The organism is Trichormus variabilis 0441, from assembly GCF_009856605.1.
In the GTDB taxonomy this organism is placed as follows: domain Bacteria; phylum Cyanobacteriota; class Cyanobacteriia; order Cyanobacteriales; family Nostocaceae; genus Trichormus; species Trichormus variabilis.
Map to the genome: position 1 here is coordinate 2,514,582 of NZ_CP047242.1, position 15,346 is coordinate 2,529,927.

At 41.4% G+C, this 15,346-nt stretch carries 9 protein-coding genes and 1 CRISPR repeat array; of the genes, 1 reads left to right on the forward strand and 8 read right to left on the reverse strand.

Annotation, left to right across the window (positions count from 1 at the left end; genetic code table 11):
* Positions 1–27: 27 nt before the first annotated feature.
* The 6 genes from GSQ19_RS10320 to GSQ19_RS10350 all read right to left on the reverse strand — a co-directional run bounded on the left by GSQ19_RS10320 (position 28) and on the right by GSQ19_RS10350 (position 5,914).
* A complete protein-coding gene (locus GSQ19_RS10320; protein ID WP_011317863.1) occupies positions 28–534 on the reverse strand; it encodes a hypothetical protein in 507 nt (168 codons plus the stop codon).
* A gap of 260 nt (positions 535–794) precedes the next feature.
* Entirely contained in the window at positions 795–1,172 is a 378-nt protein-coding gene (locus tag GSQ19_RS10330; RefSeq protein ID WP_011317864.1) for a hypothetical protein, read from the reverse strand.
* 67 nt (positions 1,173–1,239) lie between these two features.
* A complete protein-coding gene (locus GSQ19_RS10335; RefSeq protein WP_011317865.1) occupies positions 1,240–3,435 on the reverse strand; it encodes a TolC family protein in 2,196 nt (731 codons plus the stop codon).
* 104 nt (positions 3,436–3,539) lie between these two features.
* Positions 3,540–5,099, reverse strand: coding sequence for a circadian clock protein KaiC (gene kaiC, locus GSQ19_RS10340; RefSeq protein WP_011317866.1), 1,560 nt, complete (start codon positions 5,097–5,099; stop codon positions 3,540–3,542).
* Between the two features lie 74 nt (positions 5,100–5,173).
* Positions 5,174–5,500: a circadian clock protein KaiB gene (gene kaiB / locus GSQ19_RS10345; protein ID WP_011317867.1), complete on the reverse strand. Its 327-nt coding sequence runs from the start codon at positions 5,498–5,500 to the stop codon at positions 5,174–5,176.
* Between the two features lie 105 nt (positions 5,501–5,605).
* Positions 5,606–5,914, reverse strand: a complete 309-nt coding sequence (locus GSQ19_RS10350; protein WP_153228496.1) for a circadian clock protein KaiA — start codon at positions 5,912–5,914, stop codon at positions 5,606–5,608.
* Positions 5,915–6,839: 925 nt separating this feature from the next.
* On the opposite strand from GSQ19_RS10350, the gene GSQ19_RS10355 reads away from it, so the two are divergent.
* A complete protein-coding gene (locus GSQ19_RS10355) occupies positions 6,840–10,151 on the forward strand; it encodes a hybrid sensor histidine kinase/response regulator (RefSeq protein ID WP_041456631.1) in 3,312 nt (1,103 codons plus the stop codon).
* Positions 10,152–10,418: 267 nt separating this feature from the next.
* Positions 10,419–13,045: a CRISPR direct-repeat array (repeat unit 37 nt; unit sequence GTTTTAATTAACAAAAATCCCTATCAGGGATTGAAAC).
* 303 nt (positions 13,046–13,348) lie between these two features.
* Here the strand turns inward: GSQ19_RS10355 and GSQ19_RS10360 are convergent.
* Positions 13,349–13,981, reverse strand: coding sequence for an exopolysaccharide biosynthesis protein (locus tag GSQ19_RS10360; RefSeq protein WP_011317870.1), 633 nt, complete (start codon positions 13,979–13,981; stop codon positions 13,349–13,351).
* Positions 13,982–14,102: 121 nt separating this feature from the next.
* Positions 14,103–14,978 (reverse strand): lipid kinase, encoded by an 876-nt coding sequence (locus GSQ19_RS10365; protein ID WP_011317871.1) that lies wholly within the window; start codon positions 14,976–14,978, stop codon positions 14,103–14,105.
* Positions 14,979–15,346: the final 368 nt, after the last annotated feature.

A 15,346-nucleotide genomic window follows, 5' to 3' on the forward strand; every position in this document is an offset into this window, starting at 1 on the left:
AATCCCCAATCCCCAATCCCCAACTCCTTACACAGGACTTGTATCAGCGTAACCTTGGATATTTTCTGGCTCAAACTGGCGCAATATTCGGGTTGCTTGGCGAGACAGTGTTTCCGAGCCTTGAACTACAATCAAGTATTTACCTGCATCTAAGCGATTACGGTAAGGTAAAGCATCACCACCACCAATAATTAAGCCTACTCCTCCGCCAACAACTACACTACCCATAGCACCACTAGCAGCGCCTAAAATACCGCCTACAACGTGATTACCAATTTCACCCGCCCAGGCGAAGGTATTCAAACCAGTGATGTAGCTAAAGGTAAAACCGGCAAAAAAGCCGAATGGTACTAACCAATATGCCATTAGCTTCACTTGCTTTTTAGCTTGGAGATTGGGATCAATCAAGCCAAACTCATCAGCAGTTTTATACCCTCTACCTAAGATAGTGCTATTAATACCTTCTCTTTCTAAGGCTAAGTAAGCAGCTTCTGCTTGGATGCGATCTGGTAATACGGCTACAAGGTAATTCATTGATAGAAAAATTTGTCTGATAAAAATTTTGCCCTAATTAACAGGGTATCAGTCATTGTTCCATCAATGCAGACAGTGAGGAAATGAGTCAGGGGAGCAGGGGAGGTAGGGGAACAGGGGAGGCAGGGGAGCAGGGAGCAGGGGAGCAGGGAGCAGGGGAGCAGGGAGCAGGGGAGCAGGGAGCAGGGGAGCAGGGAGCAGGGGAGAAAAATTTACCCAGTCCCCAGTCCCCAGTCCCCAATCCCCAATCCCCTACCTGCTCACTTAAGCGCATCTAAAGGCTCACAAAAGTCATTAACACCTTGCTTGAGAATATATATCAAAACTGGTGTTGCCAAAATATTCGGGAATGTGGGCATGGTTTTGAGATGAGCCATCATCTCGATAATTGAGCCGTTAAGCAAGGAACTACGGAATTCTGGCTCACAAATAACAGCACGCCACTTTCTTGCCAGAGCATCTAACCATTCGGCGTTAGCTCGTTCTGGTTCTTGTCCTGCTTTGATGGCTAGTGTCATCGCCGCATCTTCTAAATCTCCTTCGCAGTCCTCAATTAAGTCCAAAGCCTCCATTGCTCCCAGATCATCTGCCAATTGAGAGCGAAACAATGCTATTTCTTGTGATGTAACTGTTGTCATGAGTAAATAATCAGTAGTCCATAGTCCATAGTTTATAGGTTATGGTTAGTTGACGGTTGACTACCGACTACTGACTACTAATTAATGCTCTAGAAGTAACAGCACGTTGTAGTTCAGCTAAGGCACGATTGTAATCGAGAATTGCAGTGATTCTGTTACCCTCAGCCTGTGTTAAGTCGTTTTCTGAGTTAATCACATCTGTTTGAGTACCTACACCAGCTTGGAAACGCAACCGCGCTAGACGCAGTGCTTCTCTAGCCTGTTCTAGGGCAACATTGGCAGTTTGCACGTTTTCTAGGTTGGAGCGTTGGTTGGTAAAGGCCTGCTCTACTTGGAAGCGGACTTGGTCTCGCTGGCTAGCAAATCGAGTTTCGGCGATCGCAATATTAGCTCTAGCTTGGGATGCTCTGGCTCTAGCGGCTCCACCATCGTACAGATTTAAGGTTGCTCTCACCCCAACAGAATAACCGTCAGTCAGACCGACACCATCATCAAACTGATCCAGTAAGTTGTAGTTAGCAACGAAGCTGACTTGTGGCCCCAAGGTTGCTAATGCTTGCCGACGTTGTTGCTCGCTGATGTTTCTTTGTGCCAACTGCTGATGCAATTCGGGACGGTTTTGATAAGCGAGGATGATGCTTTGTTCTAGGGATTGGTTCCACAGCCCTGCTAATTGTACAGGGTCGGCAGCGCTGATATTTACCGCCTGAGGAATGCTTAACAGGGTTGCTAGTTGACGGCGAGTGGTTTGTTGCCGAGATAGGTTATTGGTTAGCTGTTGGGTGTTATTAGCTAAGTTTACTTGCGATCGCAGCACATCAAATCTAGTACCCACCCCAGCCCTTTCTAAGGCTTCCGCATCTCGCAAGCTAGCTTGGGCATTTTCTACCGCCGACCGAGCAATACGGACTTGTTCATCTGCCTGTTGCAAGTCGTAATATGCTCTAGTCACGCTCAAGCGAATTTCTTCTGACTGACGCTCTACATCCAATTCATTAAAACGTACTTGTTCCTCAGCTTCTTGAATAGCAGCTTTCCTTCTCCCAGAAGTATAAAGGTCGTAGGATAATTGTGCTTGGCTATTAAAGGCTGTACCAGGTTCATCGTTGTTGCCAACTCCCCCCTGTTTACTAATCAGTTCGTTCTGGAGTTGACCGCCGGCAGACTGACTGCGGGTAACATCACTACTGACAGATAAATTAGGTAATAAAGCTGCCTGTGCTTCTCGTAGCAGGGCTTGAGTGCGTTGCAGTTCCAACAGAGAAACTTGTAAATCCCGATTGCTCCGCCGTGCCAGTTCCAGCGCCTGAGTCAAGGTAATCGGCTGATTCTCCTTGAGTGTCACTTCTTCTGGTTTGGTGGGAAATTGCAGAGGATTGGCATTGGGAATCAGGTTTGGTGGCACTTCTACAGCACCTACAGGTGCTTGAGTCTCTACTGGCGCTGATTCCGTCTGGACAGGTGCAACTCTTGGTGACTGAGTATCTGCTGGTACTGATTCCGTCTGGACAGGAGTATCTGTCGGCGCTTGAATATCTACTATGGTTGATTCTTCCGGTACAGGAGCAGCAGTAGGGTCTTGTGTAGTATTACCCTGAGCTATCTGCTGTCCGGTTAGCTTGGTGAGTTGACAAGTTTGTGGTGAGCAACTGCTGATATTTAGGAGTTTTGCTGCGCCGACGTGATTTGCTGTTGCCTGTAAAACCATTGGTAACTGGGTTTGCAGTTTTTTCTGTGGCGCAGGATTTTGTATATAAGACGGAGAAAAAGTTTGTTGTCCAGCCAGCAGCGTAGTAGAGGTAGCAGAAGCTACTTTTGTTACTAACTTCGGTTTAGTAATCCCTGAGTTAATTTGTTTTTGTTGGCTGGGAAAACGCTTTTGTTTTAGCCTTTGAGAAAGAGTCAGTTTAGATTTGAGAGGGAAATTTTTAACTTCATCTTTTCGGGATTTTTGTTCTCTATCGATACCAGTATTTTCTGTCAAGATTACTGGGTGACTGTGACTACTGGAAAATTGTAAATTTGGTGTAGTCACACCAGAAGTGGGAATGATGTCTGGAAAAATCTGGACTGTAGCATTAGGCAGTTGTGTCTGATTTTTGTCTACTAGCAAAGTTTGACTATTTTGAGTAGTCACAACACTAGAAGAAGGCACAAGTTGTACACTACTTACTTTCATTGCTTCAGCCACAGCTGGCTGAGTCGTCAATACTGCTGCTGTTACACCAGGCAAGAAACTATAGAATAAGTGTTGTCCTTTCACCGCATCCCCTCACACGAAAATTGATCTGGCGGCAGAAAACTTTTCTTCACCACAGAATATAGCACGATACTAAATTTAAAGAGGAATATAGTACGATACCAAATTTAGGAATCGGAACCCTGTTTGTCTTCAAAACGTCGGACTATCCGAGAAAGTTCCGCTTTCTCGTCAATACTAACGCGGGTTGGAGAGCCACTGACAATTCTTTCGTAGTTACGGAAAGAATCTTGAATTTCTGGACCATCTGCCGTGATATTATATTCTCTAATTCCTTTGTCGTGCCAGGAACCTCTCATCTTAAATACGTTAATTGCCCTTGACATTTCCCCACGAATCTCTACGTACTGTAGCATTAAGATTGTGTCGGTAATTGTAGAGATGTGAGAGTCGGTTATGGAATGAGATCCCATAAATTGGTCAGTTGTGTTAGTAAAGAAGCCCGTAATTTCTTCTTGTTTGGCATAACCTGTGACACCAATAACAAACTGCCGGAAAGCATTATTACTTACACCTCTAGCTAGTGCTGATAGGGAATCAATAGCAATTCTTGCTGGTTTAAAATAGGCAATTTCGGACTTAATAATTTGCAGGTGGTCTTCTAACCCAGTTGATTCTGGGTAGGTACAAATAATCTTCAGTAAACCTTGGCTTTCTAATTCTTCAAAATCAATACCCCAAGAATAAGCATTCCGAGATAGTTGAGCGCGTGATTCTTCATAAGCGAATAATATCGCTCGCTCGTTGTTGACGCAGCCATTTTGTAAGAATTTACTCACTAACAGGGTTTTACCCGTACCGGTAGCCCCTGTGGCTAAAATGATTGAGTCTTTAAAGAACCCACCACCGCACATTCCATCTAGAGTTTTGACACCAGAAGAAACCCGGACATTAGAAGACCTTTGAGTCAAGCGCATTGCTCCTAATGGGAAAATGTTCACACCATCATTGGTAATTGTGAAAGGATACTCACCTTTCATGTGAGTTGTACCACGCAATTTCAATATTTCAATGGTGCGGCGGCGACGTTCTCCTTCTAAAACGTTACGGGCTATGACCACGTTATCGGATACAAATTCCTCTACACCAAAGGAGGCTACTGGCCCATATTCTTCGCTGCGTTCGGTGGTAATTATTGTAGTGACATTGAGTTGTTTGAGACGCGCTACTAGGCGAAAAATCTCTCGACGTACAACCCCCACTGCTTCATATTGCTGGAATACGGCGGTGATGGAGTCGATGGATACTCGTTTGGCCTTGTATTTACGAATTGCATATTGCAAGCGCTCAATTAATGCGGAAAGATCAAAGTTGCCAACGATATCTTGGCCTTCTGGGTCTGGAGATGCGTCCAGAATAAATAATTTACCCTCATTAATTAGGCGTTGTAAGTTCCAGCCAAAAATATGAGCATTTTTGATGATGTCGCTGGGCGATTCTTCAAAGGTGACAAATACACCTGGTTCATCAAAGAAGCTAATACCGTTAAAGAGAAACTGTAGAGATAATAAAGTTTTGCCTGTTCCAGAGGTTCCACTGACTAACGTAGTTCTACCAACAGGTAAGCCGCCATGACTAATATCGTCAAAGCCTTCAATCATTGTGCGAATTTTTTCTACACCATTACCAGATGTATTTTGTTGTTCCGGCTGCTCTTTCTCACTCATCGTTTGCTAATAATGGGGTGCTATCCCCAGTTTTTATATGACTAAAGTTGGTAAATTATTTTTAACACCAAAGATTAAAGACTACTTTGTGCTTCCCAATCTTCTTCTGTTAGTTCTTCATACAACAAATCTAAACCAATCAGAACTCTTTCACGGTCTGAAAGATCACCAATGATTTTGCGGACTGGTGGGGGTAAAATCTTTGATAATGTTGGGGTGGCTAATATTTTATCTTCTTCTGCTAATTGTGGATTCTTCAGCACATCAATTACTTTTAGGGCATAAATACCTTGAAACTCCTGTTCTAAAATATTTTTGAGTGTTTTTAACGCCCTGACTGAGTTCGGTGTATTGCCTGCTACGTAAAGCTTGAGGACGTATGTCTTTCTGGCTTTATTCATAAAGGTAGATGATAGAAGTAAGCATTTCAATATAAGGTATCTTCATGAATTTTGTAGTCAGTTATGTTTCTTTTTTGTGACTACTTATGGTGTAAGGAAATTCTATTATTTAAAGATTGCCCCTCTATAGGCTTCACAAAGATGAGCCAGGATATCTATCAGGGTGAGGCGATAATCCATTAAAGTTTCATCACCTCTGCCCTCTAGTCGTAGTTGTTTAGAAAATTCATCAATTAGTTCCATATGAATTTCAATAATTTCTGGCACAGGAATATTAGCACAAAATACTGCATTGATAAATTTATCAATTTTTTCTTTTAATGCTTTGTCTGTAGTAAAGTAACTTAAAAGAATCTGGCGATAATCTGATTTGAGTTGCTGCAATAATACTTGCTGATCAACTTCTTGAGTCATGTGCTGACAAACCTACTGTGCTTGTTGCTTTTGGCATACGAATAAGGAGATTTACTGAAAAGATTTCCGTTAGTCTCTGGTTTTAACCATCTCAGTAAGTGATAGGTTTTTGTACTGATGGCAGCAAATAGAGACGAGAGGGATGGGGAAATGTTTGTAGACCACCTTAAAATCCACGGCCATGTGCGTAATACTGCACCAGTAGCTAGTTTTAGTGGATGATCTAAATTTTCTTTAACATCTGGTGGAAGAACCAATATTAATAGTAGCATTTACATACTTGTGTATTTTGCAATTACTGTCATCCATAGAGGTATGAAAATTAGTGAGAATAATTGGTATTTTTTAAATTAGTAATCCCATTGTTAAAAGATAGCCTATGTCAAAACATAGAGTTATGGTCTTTTACTCATTTGTCTATCTGTAATAGTAAATAGGTAAAATGATTAAATTTTGTAAAGTTGCACATAGTCGAAAATACGTTAGCTAATTCATGATTTACAGATGTATATCTATCTGAATAGAGATTTCCTATTCTGCTCCTTGATAAGATACTTAAACGGAATTAAAGTATTGTCGCATTCTCAATCATTATAATTCCTCAAGGTTCTAAAGCGAATGTTTGGAGCCATAATTGTTCTAGCCGTCATTATCAACAAAAAATTGAAACATCTGTAGAAAACTGGCGTGCTGATCTTGCCAGAGTTCGGAGGAGCAAAGGAAAATGTCACCGCTCTGAAAGCTAGTGAATGCAAATAGCAGTGTTCGAGAGAACCAATCTATTGTTTCAATAGTGTTAAAGCTCTACCAAAATCTCTTATATGAGTCTTCTTGAAAGATATTGCCTCCGGCAGTAACACTATCTGCTCCAATGCTTATGGTGGAGCTAGAGGCTTTCAGAGGAAGAATGATCCCCCAAAGCCTTATGTCAATGCTACAGTATCCGCTTGATGAATTTCTAGCCAATGTAACCAGTTGCTTAGAAACAAGTACTCTGGCAATGGTGCTGGAGGTTTTTGAGCAACAGCAATGCGATCGCCTACCGCCCGCCTTTGGCGATCGCTTGGTGATAGTAAATGAGCAGCAATGCCCCGTTGGGTTGCTGCACTCTGGCCAGCTAGCACGGAAGTTGTTAGCAGCCACAGGTAATGAACTATTTTTAAACTTACAACAGCCACTGTCAACCTTTAGTCAAGCCTTAATTGAACCAATACAGATATTACCAGCCAGCCATAGTGTAGAGCAATTAGGCGTATTTTGGCGGTATCACCAAGCCCATAACTGGGAATATGTACTGGTTGATGAAGAAGGTAAATTCTTGGGGATTCTCGACAGTGTACGTTTATTGGCAGCATTGGCAAAAGAGCAAACAGCGAATCATTCTCATGCCCCTAACTCTACATATGCCCCTAACTCTACATATATAGATGGTGTCGAGGCTGATTTGAGGGGATCACCTATGGAGAGTGGAACGCCGACGCTACATTCATTGCAGGATGTCGCCCGTTCTCTGCGAGATACTTCACCAGCGTCTAGAGGTGACCAACTCCAACCATTGGTACAGTTATTAGAGCGTCTACCTTGGCCTCTCATGTTGCAAACCAGTGCAGGTGAAGTGTTAACACGAAATTTAGCTTGGTGGCAACAATTGGGAGCGTTGAAAGATCCAGAGGGTGTGCGTCAACAAGTGGAAGCCATTTTGGCAGCTACCAGGATTAAACAGCCAGAATATGTTGGTCAAAGAAGTACCACAGGTACAAATCATATTCAAGGCTATGAGCAAGTAGGAGAGGAGTTAGCCCAAATACCAGCCACAGGTTTGCTACCCCTGTCACCCTACGAACCAACAACCAGCGCCAAAACTAGCTCTAGTCGCTGCTTTTTAGATAGTCAAATGGGTACTTGTACCTGTGTGGTAGAAGTGCAGAACGGACAGGAGCGAGTTTGGCAGTTTGCCAAAATTCTGTTAGACAATACCGATTTAAAATTGCCCAACACCGATGATTTATGGCTGGTGTTGGCGACGGATGTCACAGAACAGCAGCAACTTTGTAAAGAACTTGCAGCTAAAAATGCTGATCTCATTCAGTTAAATCGCTTAAAAGATGAATTTTTAGCTTGTATTAGTCATGAGTTGAAAACACCCTTAACGGCAGTTTTAGGCTTATCGCGGTTGCTAGTAGACCAGCAGTTGGGGGAACTGAACGAACGCCAAGCCCGTTATGCGGGGCTAATTCACCAAAGTGGTCGCCACCTGATGAGCGTGGTAAATGACATTTTGGATTTAACTCGCATGGAAACAGGGCAAATGGAATTGACCCCAGTACCAGTGAGTATTCGGGCTGTGTGCGATCGCGCCCTTTCTGAAGCCAAAGCGATCCATAATCAAACTAGTAAAGGCAGCACCACAGAAGCCACTCGCCAATCTACGCCAGAATTTACACTTTCCATTGAACTGGACTTAGACCAGATAGTGGCTGATGAACTGCGTCTGCGGCAAATGCTAGTTCACCTGCTGTCTAACGCTTTCAAATTTACAGAAATATCCGGGGAAATTGGCTTAAGAGTCAGTCACTGGGAAGGATGGATTGCCTTTACAGTTTGGGATACAGGGATTGGTATTCCCGAACACCAACAACATTTAATTTTTCAAAAGTTCCAACAATTAGAAAATCCTCTGACTCGCCAATTTGAAGGTACAGGCTTAGGACTAGTCTTAACTAGGGCTTTAGCTCGTCTCCACGGCGGTGATGTCAGCTTTTTGTCGCGGGAAGGTAAAGGCAGTCAATTTACCTTGTTGTTACCACCTAGCCCACCCAGCAGTGGTTTTTCTGAGTCGGAAGTGGAAGTAGAAGATATGCCCACCTCCAACACCCGCAATCGGGTAACTAATACTGGACAAAATCATCCAGTTTCCTGTCAAAGATTAGTCCTAGTGGTGGAAGCTGTAGCCCGATATATAGAAGATTTAACCGACCAACTGAAAACTTTAGGCTATCGAGTAGTAATTGCTCGTTCAGGAACAGAAGCTGTCGAAAAAGCCAGGCGTTTACAACCAAAAGCCATCTTTTTAAATCCCCTGTTACCTTTGCTGTCTGGTTGGGATGTGCTGACTCTGCTGAAATCTGATAGCGCAACTCGTCATATTCCGGTAGTTGTGACCGCTACAGGGGCAGAAAAAGAAATAGCCTTTGCTAACCGCGCCGATGGTTTCCTCAGCTTGCCAGTAGAACAGCAATCCCTGACACCATTGTTAGATAAATTATGTGGCAAATCGACGGTGCAGTCACTAGGTTTAGGGATTAACGAAAGGAATCAATCAAAAAAGACTCTACGGATTCTGCGGTTAGTGGATGTGGAACTGGAGTCTATCAATCCCCATCCTTCACTACAAGAACACCGGGTGATTGAAGTGGATGATTTAGACCAAGCCGAACTTTTAGCCAGGGTTTGGCAGTTTGATGTCATTCTGTTGGATGTAGAAACTTCTCTAGCCAAAGCTTATTTACAACAGTTAACTCAGCATCCCCGCCTAGCCGCTTTACCTTTAGTCACTTGTGACGTGGAAACAACCTTGGCTGCTTCCCAAATCCCTGGTCTTTCGGTGTTTCCTTGTTTAACACCCCGTGTGAAAGATCAGGACAGCGAACTACGCAAAGGTAAAGTCGATCCCTTACTATCGGTGTTACAAATTGCCTCCGGTATCTGCTACCCACCAAGTATCTTTGTAGTAGACTTGACCATGTTAGAGGATTTACCACAAGCTAGACGCAAGCCAGTCAAGGGTTCTGGTACAGAGAGAAGAACTGTCAGCCGTGGAGAAGTTGCAGAACGGGGAACTGAATGGTTCCAAGCTTTAATTCAGTACTTACAAACAGCTGGCTTGAAAGCCACAATGGCGCGCTGTTGGGCAGAAGTTTTACAACAAATTGGCCATAATAGCGTCGATTTACTGCTGATTTGTCTAGGAGAATCAGCTATCCATCCAGAAGCCGTCAATGCTTTGAAAGCATTACAGGATTTACCCTGTAATTTGCCACCGATTTTAGTTATTGACCAACAATTAAGTCGCACTCAAGTTACTTCTCGCAGTAGACTGACTCATCATAAAAAGCAGGAGTCAGAATCCATCACAGATGTGGCAAAAGCGATCGCTACCCAAATTGTCCCACGTTCCATCTCAATGGAAGACCTGTTAACTCAAATTCATCAAACTTTGACTCTCAATGAACGCTAAGGAGTGGCGAGGATGAGCGTCAACCTCTAGGTGTTTTTTTCCCAGTACCAAATTTTACGGCTGAAATGCTTATGCTGTAAGGATTTGCATCTGTTTGGCTTCAGTACGAGGTTGACGCGATCGCTTGAATCTCTTACCAGGGTAGCTTTTTCGCTATTTTTTAAGCTGCTACTCTTGACAACTCAATGGCTGAAAAGCTACCTTAGGTTCAGATTGACGCAACCGCACCTTGAAAACTAAATATAGTAAGCCTTCTAGACCCCGGCTGTTTTAATTAACAAAAATCCCTATCAGGGATTGAAACTGGTTTTTCTCGCGTTATGAATGTTTTTGCTTTTGTTTTAATTAACAAAAATCCCTATCAGGGATTGAAACAACGTTATGCCACTTCAAGGCAATAGCTTCCGACGTTTTAATTAACAAAAATCCCTATCAGGGATTGAAACCTGCGGTCAATTGCCTTTGTGCATCAGTTTGAGTTTTAATTAACAAAAATCCCTATCAGGGATTGAAACCTAACATCGCCCTAGCTAAACCAATTAAATTCAAGTTTTAATTAACAAAAATCCCTATCAGGGATTGAAACTAAGGTTGAGCTAACTAATAAACCGCCGGAAGAAATAACGTTTTAATTAACAAAAATCCCTATCAGGGATTGAAACTAACTTATTTCTAACTAGTAACTGAAGTTGATAAGTTTTAATTAACAAAAATCCCTATCAGGGATTGAAACCAATAATTATTAGTATTATTTCCATTTTCCTCCTGTTTTAATTAACAAAAATCCCTATCAGGGATTGAAACCAGTACAAGATGCTAATACAATTACTATTCAAAAGTTTTAATTAACAAAAATCCCTATCAGGGATTGAAACAAGCGTAAATCCGTTTTTAGCAGGTACATCTGGGGCAACGGTTTTAATTAACAAAAATCCCTATCAGGGATTGAAACAGGAACAATTGTTCCTTAAGCCTATGCCATCAGGTTTTAATTAACAAAAATCCCTATCAGGGATTGAAACCGAATCCCATCCTCTCCGTTATTCCAGCGATTTTAAGTTTTAATTAACAAAAATCCCTATCAGGGATTGAAACCAAACCCTTGCTGTATATGACTTGATCCAGATGATCGTTTTAATTAACAAAAATCCCTATCAGGGATTGAAACCAATTAATTTGGAATGTTGAAAGCTTTCATGGCTTAGTTTTAATTAACAAAAATCCCTATCAGGGATTGAAACATGCTTAGTCTTCCGCTACATCACAGAAAGACTAGTTTTAATTAACAAAAATCCCTATCAGGGATTGAAACTTAGTTTTTTCTAGCTCTTGTTGTAGGAGTTGAATTTGGTTTTAATTAACAAAAATCCCTATCAGGGATTGAAACAGACTAGTCCCGGCAAAGTGGCGGAAACAGGAACGTTTTAATTAACAAAAATCCCTATCAGGGATTGAAACTGCGGCAACAGTACATAATGCTTTTCAACTTTCAAATGTTTTAATTAACAAAAATCCCTATCAGGGATTGAAACTCTTTGGCTTTTAATTCATCTGGTTCTGGTGTCGTTTTAATTAACAAAAATCCCTATCAGGGATTGAAACGAAGCATCTCACACCAGATGGCAAACTACAGCAACGTTTTAATTAACAAAAATCCCTATCAGGGATTGAAACACTAGTACACCCTGGGTGGCTAGAGACACGCTAAGAGTTTTAATTAACAAAAATCCCTATCAGGGATTGAAACAATTATTTTCTTGATTGGCTGCTGTATGGCTTTGGTTTTAATTAACAAAAATCCCTATCAGGGATTGAAACAAGTCGGTAGTGATTTTAAGAAAGTTATCCTCTGCGGGTTTTAATTAACAAAAATCCCTATCAGGGATTGAAACTTAGCTTAAGCCTATCCCTGACTATTCCCAGCACTTTATCAAGTTTTAATTAACAAAAATCCCTATCAGGGATTGAAACAGCAGATGACCACTCAGACCAAGGACGCGGAGAGGTTTTAATTAACAAAAATCCCTATCAGGGATTGAAACCAGGAATTGCAAAATCTTCAGGTTCATTAGTGAGTTTTAATTAACAAAAATCCCTATCAGGGATTGAAACCTATATAGTTGTTTTGGATCTAGGTCTAAAAGTAGTTTTAATTAACAAAAATCCCTATCAGGGATTGAAACTAGAAAAGCTTGGTCAATGTCTCAAGAACTTTGGGGTTTTAATTAACAAAAATCCCTATCAGGGATTGAAACCATTAAAATTCAAAAACTAGGTGCAGACGATCGCGTTTTAATTAACAAAAATCCCTATCAGGGATTGAAACCAGAAAAAAGATAGAAGCCGATTTGCGGGAAGACGTTTTAATTAACAAAAATCCCTATCAGGGATTGAAACCGCCTACGAGGGTACAGAGTTCGCCCCCATGAACGTTTTAATTAACAAAAATCCCTATCAGGGATTGAAACATCGCTTAATTGTTGCTGTACTAGTGATGCGGCTAGTTTTAATTAACAAAAATCCCTATCAGGGATTGAAACAGCGCCTCTGAGGTTAGCGCTTCTGAGGTTAGGTTTTAATTAACAAAAATCCCTATCAGGGATTGAAACCATTAAAATTCAAAAACTAGGTGCAGACGATCGCGTTTTAATTAACAAAAATCCCTATCAGGGATTGAAACCAGAAAAAAGATAGAAGCCGATTTGCGGGAAGACGTTTTAATTAACAAAAATCCCTATCAGGGATTGAAACCGCCTACGAGGGTACAGAGTTCGCCCCCATGAACGTTTTAATTAACAAAAATCCCTATCAGGGATTGAAACATCGCTTAATTGTTGCTGTACTAGTGATGCGGCTAGTTTTAATTAACAAAAATCCCTATCAGGGATTGAAATGGCGCAGCTAGGACACTTGATTCTTCCATTGCCTTGTTTTAGTGTTAGTTCGACGAAACCTAACCCCAACCCCTTCCCTACAAGGGAAGGGGCTAAAAATCCACAACCAAGTACCAAATAATCAGGGTTTTAAGCCTCTCCCCGCGTCGGGGAGAGGTTTGGAGAGGGGTTATTCCGAATTTATCAAACCCACGTTGTTTTAACTAACAAAAATCCCTATCAGGGACTGAACAAACTCTTAATATCACCTGTACCTACAGCCGCTTTACATAGAGTTTTAAAAAACAAACCCCGACTAATTATCTATTTAAAGATAGAGGGTAGAATACTAGGAGCCAACCATAAACCGTAACCAATAAATGCAAATACGGCTGTAATGACAGCAGTAACGACATAGCTGAGGCAAATTAGTAAACCATCAGATTCAATTGTGGCGATCGCTAATAATAAAATACCTACAGTAGGTATCGGGTTAGTTAAGGGAATTGGTGAGATGAGTAATATTGTCAACCAAGATATACAAAACCCATTGATACGCCAAGTTAAAGGGTTATCAGCAATTTTACTTAAGCGGGGACGGGCAATTTTCTCTACAATCTTGGTGACACGCCGCAGATTTTGAAGAAGAAACTGGGCAAAAGGACGGGGGAATTTATAATGAGCGATTTTTTTAGGTAGCCAAGGCGATCGCCTACCCAAAACCATCTGTACCGATAATATCAGACAAGCAGCACCAAAAGGCCCGGTTGCCCCTGGTGGCATAGGAAATAAGAAAGGCAAAACCAATAATGCAATTACCAAGCTAAAACCACGTTCTGAGGTTTCCGCCAAAATGTCGCCAAGTGTCAAATGCTGTTCGGCTAAACGTTGCAGCAATGACTTAATTTCTTGAGAAAAGCTTAAACGCACTTGGTGTGAATTGAGGTGAATTGCCACAATAATCCCACTTAATCTAAATAAAATAAATACAACATATCAATACAACTTACGCACCCAGATTTTCTGTTGAAACCGGGTGTCAGGGTGTAGGGGCGTAGGAGTCGCAAACATTTATACTTCACACTGGCGGAACTAAAACAGCTACAGCTTTAGGAATAACGCGAAATGTGGCGGGGGTATAGGTTGTGATTTCACCATCGGTATTGATAGCACGGGGTTTACGTGTATAAACTTCAAACTCCTGGCCGTTGAGGGCGCGGACGTTTTGTCGATGAATGTGTCGGCCATTTCGCATTGCAGGTAATAAGGGAATAATTTCCCACCAATGACTAATTTCTAGACTATAAAGGTCTAGTCTTTGGTCATCAATACTAGCGTCGGGAACTATAGCCATACCACCGCCGTAATAGCGGCCATTTCCGACAGCAATTTGTACAGTTTTGATACGAAAAACTCTGTCTTTAGAGTGAATCTCTGCACTAAAAGGACGAGATTCCCAAATAACTTGCATGGCTGTAACAGCATAAGCAAATATTCCCCAGCGACGTTTAAATTCTTTGGTCAGTCGGCGGGTAATTTTTACACTTAGTCCTAAACTAGCAACATTAAAAAAGTGTTTACCATTTACCCAACCTAAATCAATACGTCTTAATTCTCCTTCGGCAATTGTTCTACAAGCTTCGGGCAATGAGTTAGAAATTCCTAGTGTTCTAGCTAAGTCATTAGCAGTTCCTAGTGGTAAAATTCCTAAAGGTAATTGTGTTTCTACTAAAGCATCAACAACAGCATTTAATGTACCATCACCCCCTCCAACTATGACTAAATCGACTTGATATTTATACTTATGTATAACTTGAGAAAGGTGCTTAGGATGTTCTGTTGATTCTTCGATTAACTGAAAATTAAATTTCTTCAGATGATTAATTGCCTCCAATAGACGCGCTTGTCCTTGGCGGGCATGACGATTTACTAATAGCAGTGCGCGGAGGCTCATAATAATTGTAATTTGTAATACGTAATCCGTGGTTAAGATATAAGATTACTATTGAATTTGTGAATTATCCGTAGTAGGCATTGCCCACCAAAACCTGGACATATACAGATACTAACACCACGCCAGTTGCTACAACGCAGCAAACATCCGTAACGCAATGGTTCCCTGGCAGCAATTTTATTTTTACTTTATAAATAACCTCTAATAAGCAACTATATTTATCATAGTTAAAAAACATAAATATTGTCGCCATAAAATACTATAGATCCCCGACTTCTCAAAGAAGTCGGGGATCTAGTATCTCACAAATTATTGATGATTGCTATTTAAAAAAAAGGTAGAAGATAAGTGGTAAAATCGGGTGATGT

Coding starts and splice junctions, on each gene's coding strand:
- GSQ19_RS10320 (WP_011317863.1), bottom strand. CDS start 534: ATGAATTACCTTGTAGCCGTATTACCAGATCGCATCCAAGCAGAAGCT.
- GSQ19_RS10365 (WP_011317871.1), bottom strand. CDS start 14,978: ATGAGCCTCCGCGCACTGCTATTAGTAAATCGTCATGCCCGCCAAGGA.
- GSQ19_RS10350 (WP_153228496.1), bottom strand. CDS start 5,914: ATGACTCAAGAAGTTGATCAGCAAGTATTATTGCAGCAACTCAAATCA.
- kaiB (WP_011317867.1), bottom strand. CDS start 5,500: ATGAATAAAGCCAGAAAGACATACGTCCTCAAGCTTTACGTAGCAGGC.
- GSQ19_RS10330 (WP_011317864.1), bottom strand. CDS start 1,172: ATGACAACAGTTACATCACAAGAAATAGCATTGTTTCGCTCTCAATTG.
- kaiC (WP_011317866.1), bottom strand. CDS start 5,099: ATGAGTGAGAAAGAGCAGCCGGAACAACAAAATACATCTGGTAATGGT.
- GSQ19_RS10355 (WP_041456631.1), top strand. CDS start 6,840: ATGTCAATGCTACAGTATCCGCTTGATGAATTTCTAGCCAATGTAACC.